Below are 21,595 nucleotides of genomic sequence, written 5' to 3'. Positions count from 1 at the left end.
GGCTCCGGTACCCGGCGGACGTACGGTCCCGGTACCGCCGGGGGTACGGCTCCGGTACCGCCCCGGCGTACGGGCCCGGTACGCCGGACGTACGGCGGCGCCCGGGCCGGGCGTACGGCTCCGGTACCCGGGCCGGCCCCCGTGGTACCCGGGCCGGGTACCTGACGGAATCGGGGCGGAAGGCGGGGCCGGACGCGGGCGGGTTACCTGGATTTCATGCGGGGAGGGAACTATGGACACCCGCACCTACGTACTATTACCGGCCACATGTCGTCCGGGCCCAGGCAAGCAGACGGGGAACTCATATGCGTCATTTCGGGTACATCCCCTCCGCGGTACGGAGCGGGCTGTTCCACCGCGAGCCGGCCGAGTTCACCGCCGACTCGCCCCCTCGCGTCCTCGCCGCCGCCCTCGGCGCCACCCTCTACAGCCCGGCCACCCGGCCCCGGCTCGCCGCCGACATCCGCAAGCAGGCCGCCCGCGGCGTCGTCTCCATGGTCCTCTGCCTGGAGGACTCGATCAGCGACGCCGACGTCGAGGCCGGCGAGGCCAACCTGGTCCGCCAGTTCCGCGACCTCGCCGACGAGCGGGCGGCCGGCGGCCCCGGCGTCCCGCTCCTCTTCGTCCGGGTCCGCGAACCGCGCCAGATCACCGACCTCACCGCCCGCCTCGGCGACACCGTGGAGCTGCTGTCCGGATTCGTCCTGCCCAAGTTCACCGAGGCCCGCGGCAGCGCCTTCCTGGAGGCCCTCGTCCAGGCCGAGCGCGCCACCGGCCGCCGCCTCTACGCCATGCCCGTCCTGGAGTCCCCCGAGCTCCTCCACCTGGAGACCCGGGCCGAGACCCTCGCCGGCATCGCCGCCGTCACCGACAAGCACCGCGACCGCGTCCTCGCCCTCCGCCTCGGCGTCACCGACTTCTGCTCCGCCTACGGCCTCCGCCGCTCGCCCGACATGACCGCCTACGACGTCAAGGTCGTCGCGCACGTCATCTCCGACGTCGTCAACGTCCTCGGCCGCGCCGACGGCACCGGCTTCACCATCACCGGCCCCGTCTGGGAGTACTTCCGCCCCGGCGAGCGCATCTTCAAGCCCCAGCTGCGCCGCAGCCCCTTCCTGGAGGGCCGCGCCGAGGACCTGCGCACCGCCCTCATCGAGCACGACATGGACGGCCTGCTCCGCGAGATCGAGCTCGACCGGGCCAACGGCCTCCTCGGCAAGACCTGCATCCACCCCACCCACGTGCTGCCCGTCCACGCCCTCTCCGTGGTCAGCCACGAGGAGTGGAGCGACGCCCAGGACATCCTGCGGCCGGAACAGGACGGTGGCGGGGTGCTCCGTTCGGCCTACACGAACAAGATGAACGAAGTGAAACCGCACCGCGCCTGGGCCGAGCGCACCCTCCTGCGCGCCGAGGCCTTCGGCGTCGCCCGCGAGGACGTCGGTTTCGTGGAACTGCTCACCGCCGGCCTCGCCGGCTGACGAAAGGACTGCGGCGACGTGGTGTGGACCGGAACGTGGGTCGCGGAGCGGCTCGGCGTCGAACTGATCGGCGACGAGGAGCTGCCGTCCCTCTTGGGCCTCGCCCTGCGCCGCAACCCCAAGCGGGCCCACCTGCTCGTCTCCAGCGTGCTCGGCAAGCACGTGCCGCAGCACCCCTCGGTCGTGTACGGCTCCGGCCTCGGCCTCGGCCTGCGCGTCCGCGAGCTCCTCGGCGCCGAGGAGGCCGGCCGGGCCGTCGTCCTCGGGTACGCCGAGACCGCCACCGCCCTCGGCCACGCCGTCGCCGACGGCCTCGGCGCCGCCCCCTACCTCCACTCCACCCGCCGCCCCGTCGCCGGGGTCGCCACCGCGGGCGGCTTCGAGGAGTCCCACTCCCACGCCACCTCGCACCTGCTGCTGCCCGAGGACCCGAAGCTGCTGGCGGGGGAGGGGCCGCTGGTCCTCGTCGACGACGAGTTCTCCACCGGCAACACCGTCCTCAACACCATCCGCGGCCTCCACGAGCGCTACCCGCGCGAGCGGTACGTCGTCGTCGCCCTGGTCGACATGCGCGGCCCCGCCGACCGCGACCGCCTCACCGCCTTCGCGGCGGAGATCGGCGCCCGCGTCGACCTCCTCACCCTCGCCGCGGGGACGGTCCGCCTCCCGGACGGCGTCCTGGCGAAGGGCCAGGAGCTCGTCGCCCGCCACGAACCCGCGCCCGGCACGACCGGCGGGGCGGCCCCCGCACCGCGGGTCCGCGCCGGGTTCGCCGCCGTCGCCGCGCCCGTGCGCGTCGCCCTCGACTGGCCCGCGGACGTCCCCGACGGCGGCCGGCACGGCTTCACGCCCGAGCACCGCGCCCGCCTGGAGGAGGCGCTGCCGGCGATGACGGCCGCGCTCGCCGAGGCGCTGGAGGGCGGCGCGGCCCCCGCCGCGGACACCCCGGCCGCGCCCGCCGGCCCCGGCCCCCGCGTCCTCGTCCTCGGCTTCGAGGAGCTGATGTACGCGCCGCTGCGGCTCGCGGGCGCCCTGGAGGACGCCGGGCTCGACGTCCGGTACTCCACCACCACCCGCTCGCCCGTCCTCGCCGTCGACGACCCCGGCTACGCCATCCGCACCCGGCTCGTCTTCCCCGCCCACGACGACCCCGCCGACGGCCCCGGCGAGCGCTACGCCTACAACGTCGCGGGCGGCGGCTTCGACGCCGTCGTCGCCGTCGTCGACTCGGCCGCCGACACCCCCGCCCTGCACGCCCCGGACGGCCTTCTCGCCCAGCTCGCCGCGCACATTCCGCACGTGGTGCTGGCGGTCGTCCCCTCGTACGCGCCGCGGGCCGTCCCCGCGGACGAGACCCGCGCCGTCCCCCCGTACGCACCTCAGGCGGCCACGGAACCGGTGGCCGCGCCCGCAACCGAAGCTCCCGAAAGGAGCTCCATGCTGCCCGAGCCCCTCCGCGGCCCCGCCTTCTCCTCGTACGCCCCCGAGGAGGTCGGCTGGCTGCTCCAGGACCTCTCGGACGTCGAGCTGGAGGCGCCCACCGAGGAACGCGAGGAAGCCATCCAGAGCGGCGGCGCGCACTACGCCGAGTCGCTGCCCGTCGAATACCAGCCGAGCGCCCGCTACCAGGAGCTCTTCCACAGCGCCCTGGAGTCCTCCGCCGCCCGCATCGCCCACGCGGTCGGCACCGTCACCGAGACCGTCCTCGCCGAGCGGCCCGGCCGCCCGGTGCTCGTCTCGCTCGCCCGCGCCGGCACCCCCGTCGGCGTCCTCATGCGCCGCTGGGCCCTGTGGCGCCACGGCCTCGACCTGCCCCACTACGCCGTCTCCATCGTCCGCGGCCGCGGCATCGACGCCAACGCGCTGCGCTGGCTCGCCGCCCACCACGACCCGGCCGACGTCGTCTTCGTCGACGGCTGGACCGGCAAGGGCGCCATCACCCGCGAACTCGCCGCCGCCCTGCGGGAGTCCGAGGAGTTCGCCGGCTTCGACCCGGAGATCGCGGTCCTCGCCGACCCCGGCTCCTGCGTCCGCACCTACGGCACCCGCGAGGACTTCCTCATCCCCTCCGCCTGCCTCAACTCCACAGTCTCCGGCCTGATATCGCGGACGGTGCTCCGCTCCGACCTGGTCGGGCCGGACGACTTCCACGGCGCCAAGTTCTACCGCGAACTGGCCGGCGCCGACGTCTCCGGCACCTTCCTCGACACCGTCGAGGCCCGCTTCGACGAGGTCGCCGACACCGTCGACACCGACGTCAAGGACCTCCTCGCCGCCGACCGCACCCCCACCTGGGAGGGCTGGGCCGCCGTCGAGCGGATCAGCGAGGAGTACGGCATCCACGACGTCAACCTGGTGAAGCCCGGCGTCGGCGAGACCACCCGGGTCCTGCTGCGCCGCGTCCCCTGGAAGGTCCTCGCCCGGCGGGGCGCGGACGCCGACCTCGCCCACGTCCGCCTCCTCGCGGAGCAGCGCGGCGTCCCGGTGGAGGAGGTCGACGGCCTCCCGTACAGCTGCGTGGGCCTGATCCACCCCCAGTACACGAGGGGTGCGACAGGCGCCGACGGCAAGGCGGTGGCGTCCCGATGACCGCCGCCGCCCCCACGACGACGCTGGTCGCCAGCGACCTCGACCGCACCCTCATCTACTCGACCGCGGCCCTCGCCCTCGGCATGCCGGACGCGCAGGCGCCCCGGCTGCTGTGCGTCGAGGTCCACGAGTCCAAGCCGCTCTCGTACATGACGGAGGAGGCCGCCGAACTCCTCGCGCGGCTCACCGCCGAGACCGTCTTCGTGCCCACCACCACCCGGACGCGCAAGCAGTACCAGCGCATCCAACTCCCGGGCAGCGCGCCGAAGTACGCGATCTGCGCCAACGGCGGCCACATCCTCGTCGACGGCGTCACCGACGACGACTGGCACGCCTCCGTCCTCGGCAGGCTCGCCGACGAGTGCGCCCCGCTCTCCGAGATCCGCGCCTACCTCACCGCGACGACGGACCTGTCCTGGGTCCGCAAGCACCGGGTCGCCGAGGACCTCTTCGCCTACCTGGTCGTCGAGCGCGAGCGGCTGCCGGAGGACTGGCTGGCGCGCTTCGGCGCCTGGGCCGGCGACCGCGGCTGGACGGTCTCGCTCCAGGGCCGCAAGGTGTACGCGGTGCCGAAGCCGCTGACGAAGAGCGCCGCCGTCCGCGAGGTGGCCCGGCGCACCGGCGCCGCGCTCACCCTCGCCGCGGGCGACTCGCTCCTCGACGCCGACCTGCTGCTCGCCGCGGACCGCGCCTGGCGCCCGGGCCACGGCGAACTCGCCGACACCGCCTGGACCGCCCCCCACCTCGACGTCCTCGCGGAGCGGGGCGTCGCGGCGGGCGAGGAGATCCTCCGCCGCTTCAGGGCGGCGGCGCTGTCCTGAGAGCGGTTCCGGGCCGGGGCCGGCGTCGGACAGCCCGACGCCGACCGATTCGTTCCGCGTGAGCCGCGTGGGCCGCATCAGTCGCGTGAGCCGCGTCAGTCGCGTGAACTGCGTCAGCCGCAGCAGCCACCCCCGCAGCAACCGCCCCCGCCCCCGCCCCCGCCACCACCGGCGGCGGGGGCGGGGCCGGAGGAGGCGGACGCCGAGCCGCCGACTGCCACGGCCGACAGCAGCTTCACGGTGTCGTCGTGCCCGGCGGGGCAGGAGGCGGGCGCCGAGGACTCGGCCATCGGCCGGCTCAGCTCGAAGGTGTCACCACAGGTGCGGCAGCGGTATTCGTAACGAGGCATGGGCCCAGGCTAACGGCGCGGACCGCCGCGGGTCAGTGCCCCGTGGCGGCCGCCCCCGGTCAGTGGGCGCCGGCCCCCCGCTCCTCCCGGATGGCGGCGACGACGCGCGCGGCCTCGGCCCGTACCGCCTCCAGCTCGGTCAGGAAGTGCCAGTAGTCGGGGTGGCGGCCCTCGAGCCCGGCGAGGGCCCGCTCGATCCGCTCCACCGCCTGGTCGAGGGGGCGGGCGTGGCGCGGGTCGGGCCGGTTGCGCCCCTCCATGGCGAGCCGCTGCGCGTCCCGCACCGCGAACCTGGCCCGGTCCGTCTCCACGCGCGGGTCCTTCGCGACCGCGTCGAGCCGCCGCAGCCGGTCACCGGCCGCGGACACGGCCTCCCCGGTGGTGTCGAGCAGGGCGCGTACGGTCGACAGCCGGGCGGTCGCGTCCGGCCACCGCTGCTCGGCCCGGGCCGCGGCGGCCTCCGCGAGCCGCTCCTCCGCCTGCCGCACGGCCGCGGCGGCCTGCTCCGGCACGTGCTGGAGGTCCTGCCAGCAGGCGAGCGAGTACCGCCGGCGCAGCTCCGACAGCACCGGCTCGACGGCCTCGGCGCGGGTCGTCAGGGCCTGGGCCCGGGTCCGCAGCGACACCAGCCGCTTGTCGATCTCGGCGGCCCGCTCCGGCAGCCGCCCGGCCTCGACCCGTACCGCCTCGGCCTCCCGCAGCACCCGGTCGGCGCGCTGCAGCGTCTCGGCGGCACCGTGCCGCCCGGCCCCTTCGTTGAGCCGGGTCAGCTCGGGCCCGAGCGCGGCGAGCCGCGCCGCCAGGTCGTCGGCGCGCAGCCCCTGCCCGCGTACGGAGTCGAGCGCGTCGCTCGCCCCTCGCAGCGCCTGCCGGGCCCGCTCCACGGCGGGCGCGAGCCGCGCGAGCTGGGTCTCGGCCCGGTCGAGCAGCGGCGCGAGCCCGCCCTCGAACCGGTCGAGCTCCTCCTTGACCCGCTCCAGCGCCTCCCGGGCCCGGGTCAGCTCCCCCCGGGCCCGGTTCGCCGTCGCGGCGTCCACTTCCTCGCGGTCGAGATCGTGCGCGTCGACGGCGGAGATGTACGCGTGCGACACCTCGTCGATCCGCCGCCCCAGCGCCGCGAACTCCTCGACGGCCCGCCCGGCCTCGGGCGACCCGTCCACGGCGGTGATCGTCTCCAGGGTGATCCGCAGCCCGCGCTGCGCGGTGTCGAGCTCGTAGAACGCGGCCGCCGCCGCGTCCTTCGCCGCCTGCGCCTCCGCCCGCTGGCTCTCCCCCCGCCCCCCGAACCACCGCCGGGTCCCCCCGCCCGCGAACGCCTGCGGCAGCACCGCCCCCACGAGCAGCGGCAGCACGACCGCCAGCCGCACCACAGAGATCCCCCCGGACGCCGCCCCACCCCTCGCGTCGCTCGCCGCCACGTCCCTCTCCCGTGCTGTCTCCGTAGAACAGGCCGTCCGAACGACCATTCTCCCACCCACCAAGGACGAACACACGGCCCGATCAGTTCGCCCTCCGCCCCCGCCCCACGGGTTTGCGATCCGCCCGTCCCCTCCGTGTAGGCTGTTGCCTCCTCCCACGGGTGCGTAGCTCAGGGGTAGAGCGCTGCTCTTACAAAGCAGATGTCGGCGGTTCGAAACCGTCCGCGCCCACCAGTGCAAAGGCCCCTCGCCGATCTTGGCGAGGGGCCTTTGACATCTATTTCTGACATCAACGTCCATGGTCACTGCGGCTTGAGCTCCAGGACCGGGACTCCGTCGAGGGGGAGCGGTGGAGGACGTCTTCGACACGACCGGGAGACCGCCGAAGGGCTGGATGCACGCCGTCTTCCACGGGGGCCCGTACGGGGAGGACGTGGGCCGCTGCATCCCCGGCCCTCCCGCGCCGGCCACGCTGTCGGTGCCGCTGCCGGAGGGCGGTGCCCACGTGTACCGCCTGTGGACGGTGGGCTCGTGGTCGGACCCGGACGACCCGATAGCCGTGTACAACCCCGACGGCCCACCGGTTCCGCCGACTCTCCTGACCGCCCAGGAGCGGCAGTGGACCCAGGAGGGGAGGCGAAGGAGGGACCTCAGGCCCCTCAGGCTCGTCGCGCTGACCGACGACGGACAGATGACGTACGACCCTGATGCCGCCGCCGTCGAGGCGATGCTGGCCGGGCTGGGGGAGCGGCAGTACGTGGTTCTCCAGCGGCTGACCGACCACGACGAAGGTGACTGCTACTTCCAGGTCCTGCTTGCCGAGGACGCCGTCTATGAGCTGGAACACCGAGCCGGTACGACCGGTGAGCGTCAGCGGACGCGATCGGCTTCCCAGACGGAGGTCCGTGACGCCGTCCTCCGCTGGGTAGCCGATCAGTCGAGCCGGTGGACTGACCTCGAAGGCCCTACAGCCGAGGGCGGCTCCTGAGTAGCCGATCCACGTGACTCACAGCCTCCCGCTGCGTGTCCTGGACGACGTGCGTGTACACGTTCATCGTCACGGCGATCTGGCTGTGCCCGAGGATCTCCATCACGACGCGGGGCGGGACGCCGGCGGCGGTCAGGAGGGTCGCCGTACCGTGCCGGGCGTCGTGCAGCCGGACGACGCGGAGACCGGCGTTCTTGGCGACGCGGGTGAACGAGCGGTAGAGGTTGCGCGGCTCGATGGGCTGGCCGGTGCGGGTGCTGAAGACGTACCCGGTCTCCGTCCACTTCCCCCCGGCACGCTCGCGGGCGGCGGCCTGCTTGAGCCGCTGCCACCGCAGGGGAGCGACGCAGATCGCGGGGAGGGGAAGCGTCTGCTTGCGCCGGCGCCCCTTGGGGTCGTCCTCGTACACCTCCCTGGCCACCCGCTGCCGCTGCGTCCTGACCCGGATCTCCCGCTTGTCGAGGTCGACGTTCTCCCAGCGAAGGCCGACGACCTCCCCGCGGCGGAAGCCGAGGGCGATGGCGAGCACGAAGGCGGCGTACAGCGGGTCCTTCCGGGCGGCGGCGAGGAAGTCGAGCGTCTCGTCCAGGGACCAGGGAGAGAGCTCCCGGGCGGCGACGGTCGGCGGCTCGACGAGCGTCGCGACGTTCCGGCTCACCAGCTCCTCACGGCAGGCGGCGGTGAGGGCGGTGCGCAGGACGCGGTGCGACTCCTTGGCTGTGGCGGCGCTGGTCTTCTTCTCCAGTTGAACGAGGAAGCGCCGGACGTCGGCGACCCCGAGGGATTCCAGCCGCTTGGACCCGAGCATCGGGACGAGGTAGAGCCGGACGTGCACCTCGTACTTGGCCGCGGTGGTCTTCTTGCGGCGCGGCTTCACGATGTTGTCCAGCCAGTACGGCAGCCACTCGGAGAGCTTCATGGAACGGGTCGAGACGGGAACGCCGTTGTCGACCTTGTCGAGGAGCGCGCGGCGCTTGGCGTCGCACTCGGCCCAGGTCTTGCCGTAGGCGAACTTCCGGGCCCGCGTGCCGTCGGGCTGGAGGACGTAGACGGCAGCCTGATAGCGGCCGTCGGACCGCTGGGTGATGGTGCCGGCCCCGTTGGGGTTGCGCTTGCGCTGGGTTGCCATCAGGCGGCCTCCTCGATCTGGTGGTCGATGAAGTCCCGGACGGCGTCGATGGGGACGCGGCGCGACCGGCCGACGGTGATCGAGACCAGACGGCGGGACCGGATGAGGTCGTAGACGGTCGAACGGCCGAGCTTGAGCCGCTCCATGACCTCCGGGACGGTGAGGAGTTCGGCGGTGGCGGTGGTCATGCGGCGGCTCCTTCCAGGCGGAGTGCTTCCCGTGCGGTCTGGCGGTTGAGGTGGATGTCCCGGGCGATGGTGGCGGCGAGGGCGGCCTCGCCGGGGGGAGTGGCCGTGGCCCGCGTACTGCCAGGTGGCGAGGACGAGCACGGTGTCCGGGTAGGCGTGGCCTTCCTGGGCGGCGCGGTAGTCGGCGCGGATCTGGCGGAGGGCGCCGAGGGTGGTCGAGTAGTGGCGGGACTTGGTGGAGAAGTGGCCGCGGAAGCCGAGCATGTGAGCCCAGGCGGTGAGCTTCCGGTCCGGGTAGAGCGGGGCCAGGTCCAGGCAGGCTTCGATGAGGCGGCGCGGGTGGTCGGGGACGTCCAGGAGGTCGAGCACCTCCCGGTTACCGATCCGGCGGTCGAGGCTGCCGGTCGTCTCGGCGGCCTTGGTGGCGTACTTGGCGACGTACGCGGCCACGGCCTGTTCGGTGATGTCGGAGCCGTCCCCGAACGCCTTGACCGGACGGACGTCGAGCTGTCGCCCCCACTGGAACCGCCGGCGCGGCTGCTCCCCGGCGGCCGGGACGGTGACGGTGGTGTACGGGTGCGCGGCGGCGGCCCGGATCGCGTCGTCCAGCAGCCGCACGGTGGCCCAGGAGGGCGGGGTGCTGCCGGGCCCGTCCGGTCCGTCGAGCCTGATGACGGCGTGGAAGTGGATGGCGCCGCGCTTCTGGAACTCGGCGACCTTCCCGTACGAGACCCGCAGGACGTCCTTCATCGCGCGCTGCGTGAGCCCGGCGCGGGCGGCCAGTTCGCGGCGGAGGCGATTGGTGAAGCGCTGCCAGAGCTGTCCGGCGTGGTTGTTGAAGAGGACGGCGCCGGAGTAGTCGTACGAGTCGGGATCGAGGGCCGTGCCCAGGGCGGGGTCGTTCTCGGAGTGGCGGGTGCCGCAGCGGCAGGCGCCCCGGTCGGGCCGGTTGTGGACGGGGCCGAAGGACGGGGCGGTGAGCGTCGCGAACACGCGAGGGTGGTCGCGGACGGTCGCGGGGATGTCCTTGGTTTCGTCACCGGCGAGGCCGGCGCGGATCAGGTGGTACGTGTCCCCGGCGTAGGTGTGGGCGCAGGAGGGGCAGCGGGAGGCCCGGCGGTTGCCGCAGGCGACGCGGAGGCGCCCGCCGGGTTCGGTCTCCGTCGAGTACCGGCGGAGGGTCTCGCCGGAGGTCCGGTCCTTGGCGAGGGACCATCCGGTGAGGTGGATGGGGTCGGAGCAGCCGCCGGTGCGGTGCACCTGGTCTTTCCAGCGGTCGAAGTCGGGGTTCGCGGCCACGCGGAGGACGTCGTGCAGGGTGGCCGGGTCCAGGCCCGCCGCGGTCGCGGCGATGGGCTGGGCCATGATGGGTCTTCCTTCCGGTCGAGAGATCGGCGAGGGGTACGGCTCCCGGGCGGCGGATGCTTGGCGGTATCGAGGCCGCCCGGGGGCCGGTCAGCGGCGGCGCTTGTTCGGGGACGTGAGCAGCGAGCGGACGACGACGGCGCAGACGGCGACCGATGCGGCGGTGACGGCGGTCGCGAGCAGCATCGAGACCAGGACCGTGCCGACGACCAGGACCACGGCGGCGCCGGCGCCGACGACGGCGAGGACGCTGCCGGGCGTGATCTGGACGGTGGGCCGGGCGGCCGGGACGACCGGGGCCGAGGCCGGGGGCATGGTCTGCGGCGCGGGCTCCACGGCGGTCGGCTGGACGACGGCGGGCGGCGCGGTGACGCCGACCGGTGTCGGCATGGTCGGAACCTTGGGGCGAAGCATGGGTGGTTCTCCTTTCCGGGCGGGTCGGATCTGTACGGGTCGGGTCATTCGGAGACGGCGGCGTCGATGACGGGGGCCAGGAGGCTGTCGGCGAGGAGGAAGCCGCCGAGGAGGAGCACGGCGACGAGCCACCAGGGCGGGCGGATCAACTTGATGCCGAGGGCGCCGACGACGAGGAGGGTGAACCAGAGCGGGACGTCCACGGACGGTCTCCGTTCAGTCGGTGGGGCGGCAGCGGTGGGTGCGGGCGGCGAGCTGGGCGGCCGAGGAGCTGGAGTAGTCGGCGGACCAGCCGCAGCGGTCGGCGGTGCAGACGGCCGCGTACTTGGTGCGTCCGTGGCGGTCGCGGTGGGTGCCGATCTGCACGGGGCCGATGCGCATCAGGGAGTGGAAGTGGTCTCGGGCGGACATGCCGTTCTCCTTCCGGTTCAGGCGAGTTGGGCGGCGATGGTGCTGGCCATGGGCGCGGGGACGCCGAGGCGGGCGCGGAGGGTGTCGGTGTCGATGGGGGAGCCGGTACGGGTGTGGTGGTCGGCGGCGACCTTGCGGGCGTGCTCGACGAGCGCGGCCGGAACGGCGGGAGCAGGCTCGGGCGCAGAGGCGGGAAGGGCGGGCACGTCCACCGGCTCGTTCCCCAGCTGCGTCACGAGCTCGGCGTCCCCGCTGTCATCCGGTTCAGGTACGTACTCCGGCTCCGCAGGTTCCGGCTCGACGGCCGGGGCGGGGGCAGGCGCGGAGTGGGCAAGGAGCGTCCCCCCGAGGAAGGCGACCGCGGGCCATCCGGCGACGCCGAAGCGCAGCCAGGCGGGCGGGTCGGCGAGGTCGAGGAAGCCGGCGGTGGCGACGTTGGCGCCGAGCGAGGCGAAGAGCGAGACCAGGAACCAGCACCAGGCGAGCCGGGACGAGCCGTCCGCGCGGAGCCGGCGCCAGGCGGCGACCAGGAGGAGGTCGACGGAGACGGGGTAGGCCCACGCCTTCCATCCGGTCTGCCCGGCAGCGGCGGCCAGGTCGTGCAGGTGGGCGAAGGACAGCGCACCTGCGATCAGGGCTTGGACCAGCACGGCGTCGACGCGGAGCTTGCTGGTCATGACGGCACCTCCTTGGTGGGCGTTTCGGGCATGGCGGGGGTAGGGACATGGCGCGAGGAGGCCGCGCCGGCCAGGAGAGCGGGAAGCCTCAGGGAGAATCCGGGGCCGTCGGGGCCGGAATGGCCACAGGCACGGCGGGCGAGGCGAGGACCGGCCGGAACGCGTCGAGCGCGGGCAGGTCCGGGGTCAGGTGGGCGTGCTTGTTGCAGGCGTCCACCGCGGCGCGGAGCGAGGTGTGGGGCGTCCGGATGCGGGACCAGCCGCCGGACGCGTCGCCGGTGATGGCGAGGCCGGGAGCGGAGACGGGAATCTGGACGGTGGCGAGGACGGCATCCGGTGCGATGTCGCCGAAGGCCATGTTGGCGCTGGTCTCGTCGTTGACGCGGTGGGCGGTACGGACGCTGAGTTGGGCGCGGAGCATGGTGATGCCCTTGCCGAGTTCGGAGCCGAAGCGCTGCCCGCAGATCTCCAGGTAGATGCCGGCGGCGCGGCCGAGCTGGGCGAGCCGGGCGAGGGCGGTGATGATCCGGTCGCGCCGCTTCTCCTCGTCCTTCGTGGCGAAGAGCGCGAGTTCGGCGACCTCGTCCACGAGGAGGACGATGGGAACGGGGCGGAGGTGGTCGGGGAGGTCCCAGATGTCGGCGGCGATGTCGGCGTCCGGGGTGTCGGCGGTGATGCGCTGTTCGGCGCGGATGAGCTGGTAGACGTCCTCCATGTGGGAGATGAGGGCATCGAGCAGGTCGGCGGCGGTGTCGGGGTTGTCTGCCAGCGCGGAGAACCGCCGGGCCAGAGGGAACAGTTCCACCCCCTGCTTGCAGTCGATCCCCACCAAGGCGACTTCCTGAGCGGCGAGTTCGGCAACCAGATTCCGCTGGTAGACCGACTTCCCCGACTTGGTGGCGCCGATGGTGAGGGCGTGCGGGGTGGTCCGGTAGTCGCGGTAGTGGACGTCTCCGTCCTCGCGGAGGGCGACCGGCACCCGCATGGTCGAGCGTTCGGCCCGCGCCGGCATCTGAACCCGCCGGAGCACGTCGTACCCGGTCATCCGCAGTTCGACCACACCGGAGCGGATCTCCCGCGAGGTGACCCCGAACATCCCGAACGAGTGCCGGAGCCGGTCGCACGAGGCCGCCACGTCGAAGGCGTCCTGTCCGGGCCGGAGCCCCAACCGTAAGACGAGCCCGGTACGGGTGGGCCGGAGCCGCAGGATGCGCGGCGCCCGCGGTTCGGGGACGGGCCGGTTCGCCATCCGGGCGATGGCGAGACGCCAGCGCGGCGGCGGAACGGTGAGCCCGCAGGCATCCATGACCGCCCGGTACCGGCCGAGGACCCGGCAGGTGGCGAACGTGACGCCGAAGGAGAGCCAGTACCAGGCGGGCCGCCGCCACCGCAGGAGACCCGCGAGGACGGCGACCAACACCACGGCGGCGATCAACCACCGCATGATCAGGTGGCCTTCGGAATCGAGGCGCCGGCGGCGAGCGAGGTGACGGCCACGGCCCGGAAGGCGATGCCGTGCCGCCGCTGCCCGTTGAACTCGCTCTCCCACGGCCGGGCGACGAGCCCCGTGATCGCCACGGGAGTCCCCATGGCCAGGTCGGCGGAGACGCCGGTCTCCGGGACGGTCACGCTCAGGATCTCCACCTCGCCGTTGGCCGCGAACATGACGTCCACGGTCGACAGCGCGGCCCCGGTCTCGGCGTCCATGGCGCGCTCGCCGGTACGGCGATCCTTCACCTTGGGCTGCGGGGGCTGGGCCACCATCACGGCGGCGGCGGAGGTGTCGACGGGAATCTGACGCACGAAGATCACTCCTCTAGAAGTCCTGAACTCCTCCACTCATGTACATGAGTGACATGAAGAAGAGTGCACCACTCCTATACATGAGTCAACCCGCCCGGACGAAGAAGTCCGAGCGGGCTGGGAGGAGTTGACCGCGCGTCAGTCCGTGGCGGGGATCCGGTACTCGAAGACGAACTGGTCAGCGGCCATGAGGGTGTCGCAGACCTCGACCACCCGCCCGGTCTTGGTGACGGCGTTCCGCAGCAGGTGAACGACAGGAGCACCAGGACTCAGTGCCAGCTCGGACGCCTCGGCCTTCGACGCCGGCCGGGCCTGGAGCGTCTCCACGAACTCCTCGAAGACGTGCCCGTCGTCCTCAAGCCGGGCGTAGATCCCCCCGGGCCCGGGGTTCTCAGAGAACAGCTCAGGGATGTCCTTCACGACGTCCCACGGCAGGTACGACGAGGCGGTCTCGACGGGCGTCCCGTTCCGGAAGTACAACCGCCGCCGGGCCAGCACCTGAGCCCCGGGCTCGACCTCCAGCCGCGCGGCGACCTCCTCGGAAGCCTCCATGGGCCCGATGAACAGCACGCTCACTTTGGCAGTGGCCCCGGACTGGGCCGACTCGGCCAGATAAGCAGCTTTCCCGCCCCGCCGATGAGACGCCCGGAACCGATCCGACGACCGCAGCCGCACAGGCGGCCGGTCCTTCACGATCGAGCCCTTCCCGTGCCGCGTCTCCACGAGCCCACTGGCCCGCACCTCGACCATGGCCTTCCGGATGGTCCCGCCGGCGACGCCGTACCGCTCGACAAGCTCGGACTCGCTCGGCACCAGGTCGCCAGGCTTGAGAACGCCGGCCCGGATCTGCTCCACGATCTCGTCGGCGATCTGGACGTACCGGGGTACCGCCCTGCCACCCCCTGCAGTCGTACCCATAGTCCTCTTCACTCTCCTATGCTCCTGTACATGAGTAACAGCGCCCAGAAGACGACGTCAACGCCACTGCACTCCGTGTCCGTCGCGGGCGCAGTCGTACGCGAAGACGGCCGCCTCCTGGCGATCCGCCGAGCCGACAACGGCACCTGGGAACTCCCGGGCGGCGTCCTCGAACTCACGGAGTCCCCCGAAGCCGGCGTGACCCGCGAGGTCTGGGAGGAGACCGGCATCCGGGTAGAGGTGGAAGAGTTGACCGGCGTCTACAAGAACACCACCCGAGGCGTCGTCGCCCTGGTCTTCCGCTGCAAGCCCGCTGGCGGCGAGGAACGAACCTCCGCCGAGTCGACCGCGGTCGAGTGGCTCACCCCGGAGGAGATCACCACCCGCATGACCGAGGTCTACGCAATCCGCCTCCTCGACGCCCTGGACCACAAGGGCCCCCACGTCCGCAGCCATGACGGCCGCCACCTGATCACCCAGCAGTGAGCACACAGCCACCGCGGCGGATGCCCCGCGAAGAAGCGATCCTCCTGGTCGAGCGCCTGATAAACCCGGAGACACCCGAGAAGCAGTCCTCCGAGATCCTGACCGCGCTGCAACAGGGCCTTTCCTGCCCCCACATCAGCGACTACGTCTTCTGGAGCTCCGACCCCAACCTGACCCCGGAGAAGGTCGTCGACCGAGCCATGGCCTACAGGCCGATCGCCCTCTGAGGCCAGCGCGGTAAGAGTTTCCCTACTTCATCAAGGCACCCGCCGCGCACAGCGCGGCGCGCGCGGCCCGTCGCCCGGGCCTGCGCTCTTGTCTCCGCCCCGCTCCAGCCCGACCGCCGGCCGCACGCCTGACAGCTCGGGTTGATGGGCGACGAACCACGATGCGACCGAGGTGGTACGCGAGTGCGGCTCAAGACAATGCCTCCGGCGGGGGCGCTCAGGCTCCGAGATGGGAGGGGCTGGCGGGCGGGTGCCGGCCGGTGGGTGGTGTCGGTGGGGACTCCCATCCCGTCTGCCGTCGACCCACACCGCGCCTGCTCCACGGTGTGTGGGTCGACGGCAGACGGGATGGGAGTCAAGGACGACTCTCAGCGGCGCTGTTCGGGCTCCGCAGTCATGAACGACCCAGCTCGTCTATGACATAAAGCAAATTTCACTCTAAACTCGACAGTTTACCTAAGGGCAGCATTCCCCGTGTTCGAGCGCGAAACCACTGATACGTTATTGCGAAGCGAATCAGTCTGAAACAGGAGCCGCAGTGCCGCAGATGCCCAGCAATGCCCAGACTCTCATCATGCGCATCTTTGATGCATGGAAGGCGGAAAACCTACCTGCAGCCGAGGGAAGCACCGCATTCGAAGTCTTCGCCTCAGAACTGGCACTCCGCCCGTTTGACCTGGGGCTGGAGAATATTGAAAGCGGGATTGTTGGAGGCGGGCAAGACGGGGCCATCGACTCCGTTTATGTCTTTTTCGATGATGCATTGCTGGATGAAGACTCCGACGTAGTCTCCCCCGAAAGTCGTCCAACGGATTTTGGCCAAGATCGCAATCTTGAACTTTGGGTAATTCAAGCTAAGAGAACTCCCAGCTTTTCTGAGGACGCCATCGAAAAGCTTGAGCTCACAATGAGTCGCCTGCTCGACCTCTCGCAACCCCTCTCATCCCTCTCCATCCTCTATAATTCCTCCCTCCTGACTCGCTTTGAGCTCTTTCGCTCCGCTTGGGAAAAACTGATCACACGCCGACCGCGGATCAGTGTGAATGTGGTCTATGCCGCTCCAGGAGACACTCGCAACATCACACCTCAACTAGAGGCAAAGCTTCACACTCTCGAGCAGTCGATTCAGAACGCAATCCCAGACACTGAACGAGTGGTCACTCAACTCCTTGGAGACAAGGAAATGATGGCCCGCTACAACGAGCGTCCGCCCTATACCCTGGCAATGAGCTACCAGGAGAGCGCCACAAGCGGACAGTCTCATGTGGCACTTGTCAAGTTGCGGGATTACTACAACCTAATCGTCGACGAGAACGGCCGGCTTCGACGCCACCTTTTCGAATGGAATGTGAGGGACTATCAGGGCAACGTCTCGGTAAATCAAGAAATCCGAAGCACTCTGACGGCTCAGGACGGCCCGGAGTTTTGGTGGCTCAACAATGGCGTCACGCTGCTATGTAGTGAGGCTACTAGTACATCCAAGACGTACTCCCTTTCCAATATTCAGATCGTCAACGGCCTGCAAACTAGTCACGAAATTTACGAAGCACTACGAAATCCCGGTGCCGCGGAAGCAGAGGAGCGCATGCTCCTAGTGCGCATCATCGTTACCGGTGACGCGGTGACTCGCGATCAGGTAATCAGGGCTACCAACCGCCAGACCGCCATCACTGATGCGTCGCTTCGCGCCACGGACGCTGTCCAGCGAAATATCGAGGACTATTTCCTCACGCATGGCTGGTACTACGATCGCAGGAAGGGGTACTACAAGAACGATGGAAAGGATCCGTCGAAGATCATCAGTATCCAATTCTTGGGTGCGTCGATTACAGCTATGGGGCTGGCTCGACCCGACAAGGCGCGAGGGAAGCCGTCGTCGCTCTTGAAGAATGACGATGATTACAAACTTGTATTCAATTCCGACATCGACTTGCAGATTTATTTGTGGGCCGCGAAGCTGCAACGCCGAGTTGACGGATTTATCCTATCCGAAGCGGCTGAAGCCACCGTCCCCCAAAAGAGCAACCTGAAGTTTCACCTCTCTATGCTCATCGCGGAAAAGTTGAATAGTGGACCGATTCGGCGGCCGCAGCAACTTCGTCGACTGGCGCTAAAGGGAGCCGATGTTAGCGATGCGGAAATTGGGGAGATCTTCAGTAATCTCAAGCAGTGGGCGGCTGCCTATCTGAAGCGCGAGGGAGTGATCTTGGAGAGGGCGACGAAGGCTCAACGGTTTAGCGAGTACCTGCTTGCGTGCGTGAAGGCTGAAAGAGAGAACTCAACCCCGTAGGGCGGGTATGGCAAGCGCCTCAGCAGATCAAGAGGAGCGACGGCCACCGCCCGACATTTCGGCTGGCGACGCGGGTTTATCGCCCTTGGCGCTGAGGGCGCTGCCGCGCACGTGGGCCCCTGCTGAGCAGGGGCCCTCGTCCTTGCCGTGCGGTGGTGCTAGCCGGAGGAGGCTGCCAGCAGTCGAGGGCCACCCAGACGTTGGCCTCGCGGCGTCACTGCCGGATCCGCAAGTCGATCGCCGCGGCTCTCCGCCACACGCAGCACATCCCGCAGGGCACCGACCAGACTCCGGGCCAGCGCGTGCAGCTCATTCGGGTCGGCATCCTTGTCGTTGAGCACACCTGACGCGAGGTCGACCAGATCGGACGCCAAGTCGAGTTGTTCGTCTTCCAGGCGGTCAGCCAGACGAGACAAGTGGCTGTCGGTGTCGTCGGTGTTCAGGTAGCAGGGGTTGCCGTCGGGGGTCGTCCAGGGGAGGAGGCGGAGGCCGTAGTGGGCTGTCATCCCTCTGCACCTTCTTCCGCGGTCATGGGGTGGGTGGTGAAGAAGGCCTCGGCGCGGTCGCCTGGGAGAACCAGGTGGGCCGCCTCGATGACGCGGCCGGTGAAATCGGTCGAGATGCGGGTGATGGCGAGGATGGCCAGGGTTGGGGTGATGTGAAGGATTGAGGTTTCCTCAGGGGTTGGGAGGCGAGCGGTGACTCTGTCTTGGACTTCCGCCAGCCGTTGGCGGTACCAAGGCGGCTCGGCAGCGGCGAGGCCCCGAGGGATATAGATACGGGCCAGACTGTGTGGGGATTCGCCCTCATGGCCGATGCAGAGGAATTCCGTCAGCGGAGTGCGTGACGGGACCTTGAGCAGTGTTGCCAGCGGGTCGCTAGCCCGGAGTTGGGTCTTGCGAATGGTCAGGTGGAGGGTGGGCGTGAGGATGCCGCCCTCGTACGTCAGCTGGCTGAGAGGGCGGCGGACGAAGTTGCCCTTGCCGTGGCGCTTATCGATCAGTCCCTCTGCCTGGAGGAGCGCCAGGGCGTTGCGCAGGGTCGGGGTGCTGACCTTGTAGTGGGTGGCCAGTTTGGGTTCCGAGGGGAGGCGGTCTCCGGGCTTGAGGTAGCCGGTGGTGATCTGGGTGCGGAGGTCTTCGGCAATGGTGTCGCGGAGGGTGGGCACGGTCGTGGTCACCACCTTCTCTGTACTCGGAGGGCGACCAGGCGGGTGCGGGGGTGCATGGTCAGTTGCTCGCCCGTTTCGAAGAGGAGGCGTTTGGCGCCGAGGGGGAGTTGGCGGAGGTCGGCCACTCGGCAGGGCTGGCCGCCGATCTGGATGACGTCGCCTCGCTGGACGTTGATCGAGCTGATCTCGATGGGGGCAACCACAGCGCCGGTCGTGGGCCAGGGCTTCATCCCATTACCTCCGGGCGGGGCGGGGTGGTCGCCGGCGTGTGGCAGGGGCAGGCGCATGCCTCATAGATCACCGGGATGTCGACCGGGGCCGTTGTCGGGGAGGAGTGGGCGCACTCGTGGTGGGTGCCGATCTGGCACCGGGACGAGCGGTAAGGGGTGGGGTTCGTGTGGGGCATCAGGTCGCCTCCGCCGGCGTGGGGTGGCGGTGCCCGATGGTGGGGGCGTACCGGCTGGCGAGGGGTGTGCTCGCGTCGTGGGTGATGGCCCGTCCCAGTGGGGTGGCGCGGCGTAAGGGCTTGTGAGGGTGGGCGGTTCGGGCGTGCCGCTGTCTGGTGGAGTGGAGTGCGCGGCGGATACGGTTGCGCATGCTGATCAGCTCCCATCGCTGATGGCCGGGTCCCCGGACGTCGCGTGTCGCGGAGACCGCTTGTTCACTGCGGCCCAGAGGGTTCGGCCGCCCAGGCTGGTGGCGAGGAGACCGAAGCGGTCTGCCTGGGCCAGGACTTCCAGGACCTCCTGCCATGTCTCGGCCGAGAGGGTTTCCGGTACCTCCGCTTCGATCGACGTGTGTCTGGCGTGGGCCAGTACGCGTGTGGTGAGTCCGAGTGCGGCCAACCGGGCGGCGAGGGCCTCCGCGCTTACTTCGGGAGCAGGCACAGGGCAGCCTCCGTTACCGGTGATCACTTTAAGTGAAGCTAGTTAACTAGATTAGAGCTAGTGGACTAGATTTTCCATATGCCTGAGCAGCCGCCATACCTCCGTATCGCCGACGAACTGCGGCGGCGGATCGCGGAGCACGAGTGGAGTCCTGGAGACCGGCTGCCCTCTCGGGCTCAGATCAGCCAGGAGTGCGGGGTGGGCGAGAACGTTGTTCGCCGTGCCCAGGAGCTGTTGATCTCCCAGGGTGTGCTGGAGGGGCGGGCCGGGTCCGGTACCTACGTGGCCGAGCCCCGGCAGCGGGTGCGGATGGTGCGGTCCGCGGCGCGCGAGCAGCCGGACGGGTCACCGTTCCGGGCGGACATGAAAGCTGTCGGGCGGAACGGTGGCTGGGAGAGCCGGACCGATGCGAAGGTGCCCGCGCCAGCCGAGATCGCTGCACGGTTGGGGATCGGTGAGGGCGAGCTGTGCGTCCGGACCGTGTACGAGTTCCTCGCCGACGGGCGGCCCATGCAGCTGTCGACGAGCTGGGAGCCGTACGACCTCACCGGCGGGACTCTCGTCGTTCTGCCTGAGGGTGGGCCGCACGCCGGCGCCGGTGTGGTGAACCGGATGGCCGAGATCGGTATCAACGTCAGTCACGCCGTCGAGCAGCCCGAGCCGCGGCAGGCCACCGTCGAGGAAGCCTCACTTCTCGGGATCCAGAAGGCCGCGCTCGTCACGCACATCCGGCGGACGTATTACAGCGACCAGGGCCGGCCCGTGGAGACGGCGGACATTGTCGTGCCCGCCGCGCTGTGCGAGATCGTCTACGAGATCCCGATCAATCGCTGACGGCACACCACGCAAGGGGAGTCATGGAGTCGCTCGGTTTCGCTATCGGCGGTCTGATCTGGGGCGCACCTGTTGCCGCTCTCGTCGCACTGGTGGTTGTGGCCGTTGTGGTCGGTCGATGGCGGCGGAAGGCCATTGAGGCTCTGGAGCGCGGGGAGCTGGAGGCGGAAGGGCAGCGCGCATCCGGGCGGCTGGTTGGCACGGCGGAAGAAGTCTGAGCCCGGTTCCTGGGCCGTGTGCTGTCGGCGTGCTGCCGTCCGCCGAGGTTGCGCCTCCCCGCTCTGCGTCGCGAGCTGGAAGCATTTCCGCGTCCGACGACGAAGGGGACAGGATGGTTCAGCCGACGTGCAGTGCTCCTACCCAGAGCGGAGGCCGCTGCCGGAATAAGGCGATGACGGGTACCTCGCGGTGCTCCAAGCACCAGGGAGCTTGGTCCCCGTACGGGGTCGAGCAGCGGAAGAAGAAGGAAGCCGAAGCCAAGATGAAGAAGCTTCGGAAGAAGCGGTAGCGGGCCGTCGAGTGCGACCGGCTGACATCTAAAACTGACATCAACGGCGACGGATGACGGCGGTCGCACACGGGCCGCCGTGGCGGTGGTGACCAGCGATCCGCCCCTGGTGAGGGCGCCCCGCACGAGCTTACAAAGCAGATGTCGGCGGTTCGAAACCGTCCGCGCCCACCAGTGACGAAGGCCCCCAGCCGATCATGGCTGGGGGCTTTCGACGTTCCTAGTGGTGGTGGGCGAACACCCGCTGCTGTTCGTCCTGCCAGGTCCAGTCGGCTGGGCGGGTGAACGGCTCGGTTCGGGCGAGGGTGGAGAACTGGTCGGACGGCTCCTGGGTGGCCTTGTTCACCACAAGGGCCGAGAGCATCGGTGAGCGGCCGTCATCGTTGTCGTGGAGGCAGACGTCCTTGAGCAGGTAGGTCATGACTCCACGGTGAGGCGGGATGGAGTCGAATCCCTGCGCCGCCAGCTCGGCGCTCAGTTCCCCGTACGTGATGGTCTGATGCCGGCGGGCCCGCTGCCGGAGAATATCGACGGCCGCCTCGATCGCTGCCGGGTACTCCGGGTCCTTGGTCTTCATTGTCGTCCCCCTCAGCTGGTTCTGACTCTCGCGCGCATCGTAGCGGCGAGGGATACTCCTGCT

Annotated in this window: 24 protein-coding genes, 1 tRNA gene and 2 pseudogenes; 10 read left to right on the top strand and 17 right to left on the bottom strand. The window is 70.3% G+C overall.

Annotation, left to right across the window (positions count from 1 at the left end; genetic code table 11):
* Positions 1–305 precede the first annotated feature (305 nt).
* From AB0E83_RS17780 to AB0E83_RS17770, 3 genes are read left to right on the top strand one after another with little or no spacing between them, the layout of a single operon-like run.
* Positions 306–1,481, top strand: a complete 1,176-nt coding sequence (locus tag AB0E83_RS17780) for an HpcH/HpaI aldolase/citrate lyase family protein (RefSeq protein WP_362111932.1) — start codon at positions 306–308, stop codon at positions 1,479–1,481.
* Between the two features lie 18 nt (positions 1,482–1,499).
* Positions 1,500–4,070 (top strand): phosphoribosyltransferase, encoded by a 2,571-nt coding sequence (locus tag AB0E83_RS17775; protein ID WP_362111929.1) that lies wholly within the window; start codon positions 1,500–1,502, stop codon positions 4,068–4,070.
* Complete coding sequence (locus AB0E83_RS17770) at positions 4,067–4,891, top strand: HAD family hydrolase (RefSeq protein WP_362111926.1); 825 nt, start codon at positions 4,067–4,069, stop codon at positions 4,889–4,891. Before AB0E83_RS17775 ends, AB0E83_RS17770 begins: the two co-directional genes overlap by 4 nt.
* 113 nt (positions 4,892–5,004) lie before the next feature.
* Here the strand turns inward: AB0E83_RS17770 and AB0E83_RS17765 are convergent, their stop codons facing one another.
* Positions 5,005–5,241 (bottom strand): zinc ribbon domain-containing protein, encoded by a 237-nt coding sequence (locus tag AB0E83_RS17765; protein ID WP_362111923.1) that lies wholly within the window; start codon positions 5,239–5,241, stop codon positions 5,005–5,007.
* A 59-nt stretch (positions 5,242–5,300) separates the two neighbouring features.
* Positions 5,301–6,707, bottom strand: coding sequence for a hypothetical protein (locus tag AB0E83_RS17760; RefSeq protein ID WP_362111920.1), 1,407 nt, complete (start codon positions 6,705–6,707; stop codon positions 5,301–5,303).
* A gap of 111 nt (positions 6,708–6,818) precedes the next feature.
* Between AB0E83_RS17760 and AB0E83_RS17755 the strand changes: the two genes are divergently transcribed.
* Both AB0E83_RS17755 and AB0E83_RS17750 read left to right on the top strand, forming a co-directional pair.
* A tRNA-Val gene (locus AB0E83_RS17755) sits at positions 6,819–6,893 on the top strand.
* Positions 6,894–7,008: 115 nt separating this feature from the next.
* Complete coding sequence (locus AB0E83_RS17750) at positions 7,009–7,647, top strand: hypothetical protein (protein ID WP_362111917.1); 639 nt, start codon at positions 7,009–7,011, stop codon at positions 7,645–7,647.
* On the opposite strand, the gene AB0E83_RS17745 is transcribed toward AB0E83_RS17750, so the two are convergent.
* The 10 genes and pseudogenes from AB0E83_RS17745 to AB0E83_RS17700 all read right to left on the bottom strand — a co-directional run bounded on the left by AB0E83_RS17745 (position 7,625) and on the right by AB0E83_RS17700 (position 14,552).
* Positions 7,625–8,776: a tyrosine-type recombinase/integrase gene (locus tag AB0E83_RS17745; protein WP_362111914.1), complete on the bottom strand. Its 1,152-nt coding sequence runs from the start codon at positions 8,774–8,776 to the stop codon at positions 7,625–7,627. The two genes, AB0E83_RS17750 and AB0E83_RS17745, sit on opposite strands and share 23 nt — an antisense overlap.
* Positions 8,776–8,964, bottom strand: a complete 189-nt coding sequence (locus AB0E83_RS17740; RefSeq protein ID WP_189953710.1) for a helix-turn-helix domain-containing protein — start codon at positions 8,962–8,964, stop codon at positions 8,776–8,778. Before AB0E83_RS17740 ends, AB0E83_RS17745 begins: the two co-directional genes overlap by 1 nt.
* Positions 8,961–10,329 (bottom strand): annotated as a pseudogene (repSA, locus tag AB0E83_RS17735) (replication initiator protein RepSA). The gene AB0E83_RS17740 and the pseudogene repSA overlap by 4 nt, the downstream one beginning before the upstream one ends.
* 90 nt (positions 10,330–10,419) lie before the next feature.
* Positions 10,420–10,743 carry a SpdD-like protein gene (locus AB0E83_RS17730; RefSeq protein ID WP_362111911.1) on the bottom strand — a complete coding sequence of 108 codons (324 nt, stop codon included), beginning with the start codon at positions 10,741–10,743 and terminating at the stop codon, positions 10,420–10,422.
* Between the two features lie 44 nt (positions 10,744–10,787).
* Positions 10,788–10,946, bottom strand: coding sequence for a hypothetical protein (locus AB0E83_RS17725; RefSeq protein ID WP_107063396.1), 159 nt, complete (start codon positions 10,944–10,946; stop codon positions 10,788–10,790).
* A 13-nt stretch (positions 10,947–10,959) separates the two neighbouring features.
* Entirely contained in the window at positions 10,960–11,154 is a 195-nt protein-coding gene (locus tag AB0E83_RS17720) for a mobile element transfer protein (protein ID WP_043231506.1), read from the bottom strand.
* A gap of 17 nt (positions 11,155–11,171) precedes the next feature.
* Positions 11,172–11,831, bottom strand: coding sequence for a DUF2637 domain-containing protein (locus AB0E83_RS17715; RefSeq protein WP_362111907.1), 660 nt, complete (start codon positions 11,829–11,831; stop codon positions 11,172–11,174).
* Positions 11,832–11,919: 88 nt separating this feature from the next.
* Positions 11,920–13,275, bottom strand: coding sequence for an FtsK/SpoIIIE domain-containing protein (locus AB0E83_RS17710; RefSeq protein ID WP_362111904.1), 1,356 nt, complete (start codon positions 13,273–13,275; stop codon positions 11,920–11,922).
* A 2-nt stretch (positions 13,276–13,277) separates the two neighbouring features.
* Positions 13,278–13,634, bottom strand: a complete 357-nt coding sequence (locus AB0E83_RS17705; RefSeq protein ID WP_362111902.1) for a hypothetical protein — start codon at positions 13,632–13,634, stop codon at positions 13,278–13,280.
* Between the two features lie 138 nt (positions 13,635–13,772).
* Entirely contained in the window at positions 13,773–14,552 is a 780-nt protein-coding gene (locus tag AB0E83_RS17700; RefSeq protein ID WP_362111900.1) for a GntR family transcriptional regulator, read from the bottom strand.
* Between the two features lie 18 nt (positions 14,553–14,570).
* Between AB0E83_RS17700 and AB0E83_RS17695 the strand changes: the two genes are divergently transcribed.
* From AB0E83_RS17695 to AB0E83_RS17685, 3 genes are all read left to right on the top strand, one after another.
* A complete protein-coding gene (locus tag AB0E83_RS17695; RefSeq protein WP_362111898.1) occupies positions 14,571–15,038 on the top strand; it encodes an NUDIX domain-containing protein in 468 nt (155 codons plus the stop codon).
* On the top strand, positions 15,035–15,265 hold the full coding sequence (locus AB0E83_RS17690) for an e9imm peptide (RefSeq protein ID WP_362111896.1): 231 nt from the start codon (positions 15,035–15,037) through the stop codon (positions 15,263–15,265). Before AB0E83_RS17695 ends, AB0E83_RS17690 begins: the two co-directional genes overlap by 4 nt.
* Positions 15,266–15,812: 547 nt before the next feature.
* Positions 15,813–17,555, top strand: a complete 1,743-nt coding sequence (locus AB0E83_RS17685; RefSeq protein ID WP_362111944.1) for an AIPR family protein — start codon at positions 15,813–15,815, stop codon at positions 17,553–17,555.
* Positions 17,556–17,713: 158 nt separating this feature from the next.
* On the opposite strand, the gene AB0E83_RS17680 is transcribed toward AB0E83_RS17685, so the two are convergent.
* From AB0E83_RS17680 to AB0E83_RS17665, 4 genes and pseudogenes are all read right to left on the bottom strand, one after another.
* Positions 17,714–18,061, bottom strand: coding sequence for a hypothetical protein (locus AB0E83_RS17680; RefSeq protein ID WP_362111894.1), 348 nt, complete (start codon positions 18,059–18,061; stop codon positions 17,714–17,716).
* Positions 18,058–18,735 (bottom strand): GntR family transcriptional regulator, encoded by a 678-nt coding sequence (locus AB0E83_RS17675; protein WP_362111892.1) that lies wholly within the window; start codon positions 18,733–18,735, stop codon positions 18,058–18,060. The genes AB0E83_RS17680 and AB0E83_RS17675 overlap by 4 nt, the downstream gene beginning before the upstream one ends.
* Positions 18,732–18,956: a hypothetical protein gene (locus AB0E83_RS17670; protein WP_362111891.1), complete on the bottom strand. Its 225-nt coding sequence runs from the start codon at positions 18,954–18,956 to the stop codon at positions 18,732–18,734. The genes AB0E83_RS17675 and AB0E83_RS17670 overlap by 4 nt, the downstream gene beginning before the upstream one ends.
* Positions 18,957–19,338: 382 nt before the next feature.
* Positions 19,339–19,613: pseudogene (locus AB0E83_RS17665) on the bottom strand (hypothetical protein); the annotation flags it as partial.
* A gap of 78 nt (positions 19,614–19,691) precedes the next feature.
* On the opposite strand from AB0E83_RS17665, the gene AB0E83_RS17660 reads away from it, so the two are divergent.
* Positions 19,692–20,447: a GntR family transcriptional regulator gene (locus tag AB0E83_RS17660; RefSeq protein WP_362111890.1), complete on the top strand. Its 756-nt coding sequence runs from the start codon at positions 19,692–19,694 to the stop codon at positions 20,445–20,447.
* Positions 20,448–20,470: 23 nt separating this feature from the next.
* A complete protein-coding gene (locus AB0E83_RS17655) occupies positions 20,471–20,665 on the top strand; it encodes a hypothetical protein (protein WP_362111887.1) in 195 nt (64 codons plus the stop codon).
* Between the two features lie 510 nt (positions 20,666–21,175).
* On the opposite strand, the gene AB0E83_RS17650 is transcribed toward AB0E83_RS17655, so the two are convergent.
* Positions 21,176–21,532 carry a hypothetical protein gene (locus AB0E83_RS17650; RefSeq protein WP_362111884.1) on the bottom strand — a complete coding sequence of 119 codons (357 nt, stop codon included), beginning with the start codon at positions 21,530–21,532 and terminating at the stop codon, positions 21,176–21,178.
* Positions 21,533–21,595 lie beyond the last annotated feature (63 nt).

It is taken from the genome of Streptomyces sp. NPDC035033 (genome assembly GCF_040636735.1).
In the GTDB taxonomy this organism is placed as follows: domain Bacteria; phylum Actinomycetota; class Actinomycetes; order Streptomycetales; family Streptomycetaceae; genus Streptomyces.
This window is presented reverse-complemented; position numbering and strand designations above follow the sequence as displayed.

Coding starts and splice junctions, on each gene's coding strand:
- AB0E83_RS17780 (WP_362111932.1), top strand. CDS start 306: ATGCGTCATTTCGGGTACATCCCCTCCGCGGTACGGAGCGGGCTGTTC.
- AB0E83_RS17745 (WP_362111914.1), bottom strand. CDS start 8,776: ATGGCAACCCAGCGCAAGCGCAACCCCAACGGGGCCGGCACCATCACC.
- AB0E83_RS17680 (WP_362111894.1), bottom strand. CDS start 18,061: ATGACAGCCCACTACGGCCTCCGCCTCCTCCCCTGGACGACCCCCGAC.
- AB0E83_RS17730 (WP_362111911.1), bottom strand. CDS start 10,743: ATGCTTCGCCCCAAGGTTCCGACCATGCCGACACCGGTCGGCGTCACC.
- AB0E83_RS17695 (WP_362111898.1), top strand. CDS start 14,571: ATGCTCCTGTACATGAGTAACAGCGCCCAGAAGACGACGTCAACGCCA.
- AB0E83_RS17770 (WP_362111926.1), top strand. CDS start 4,067: ATGACCGCCGCCGCCCCCACGACGACGCTGGTCGCCAGCGACCTCGAC.
- AB0E83_RS17765 (WP_362111923.1), bottom strand. CDS start 5,241: ATGCCTCGTTACGAATACCGCTGCCGCACCTGTGGTGACACCTTCGAG.
- AB0E83_RS17685 (WP_362111944.1), top strand. CDS start 15,813: ATGCCCAGCAATGCCCAGACTCTCATCATGCGCATCTTTGATGCATGG.
- AB0E83_RS17660 (WP_362111890.1), top strand. CDS start 19,692: ATGCCTGAGCAGCCGCCATACCTCCGTATCGCCGACGAACTGCGGCGG.
- AB0E83_RS17760 (WP_362111920.1), bottom strand. CDS start 6,707: ATGGTCGTTCGGACGGCCTGTTCTACGGAGACAGCACGGGAGAGGGAC.
- AB0E83_RS17710 (WP_362111904.1), bottom strand. CDS start 13,275: ATGCGGTGGTTGATCGCCGCCGTGGTGTTGGTCGCCGTCCTCGCGGGT.
- AB0E83_RS17720 (WP_043231506.1), bottom strand. CDS start 11,154: ATGTCCGCCCGAGACCACTTCCACTCCCTGATGCGCATCGGCCCCGTG.
- AB0E83_RS17700 (WP_362111900.1), bottom strand. CDS start 14,552: ATGGGTACGACTGCAGGGGGTGGCAGGGCGGTACCCCGGTACGTCCAG.
- AB0E83_RS17740 (WP_189953710.1), bottom strand. CDS start 8,964: ATGACCACCGCCACCGCCGAACTCCTCACCGTCCCGGAGGTCATGGAG.
- AB0E83_RS17670 (WP_362111891.1), bottom strand. CDS start 18,956: ATGAAGCCCTGGCCCACGACCGGCGCTGTGGTTGCCCCCATCGAGATC.
- AB0E83_RS17655 (WP_362111887.1), top strand. CDS start 20,471: ATGGAGTCGCTCGGTTTCGCTATCGGCGGTCTGATCTGGGGCGCACCT.
- AB0E83_RS17715 (WP_362111907.1), bottom strand. CDS start 11,831: ATGACCAGCAAGCTCCGCGTCGACGCCGTGCTGGTCCAAGCCCTGATC.
- AB0E83_RS17650 (WP_362111884.1), bottom strand. CDS start 21,532: ATGAAGACCAAGGACCCGGAGTACCCGGCAGCGATCGAGGCGGCCGTC.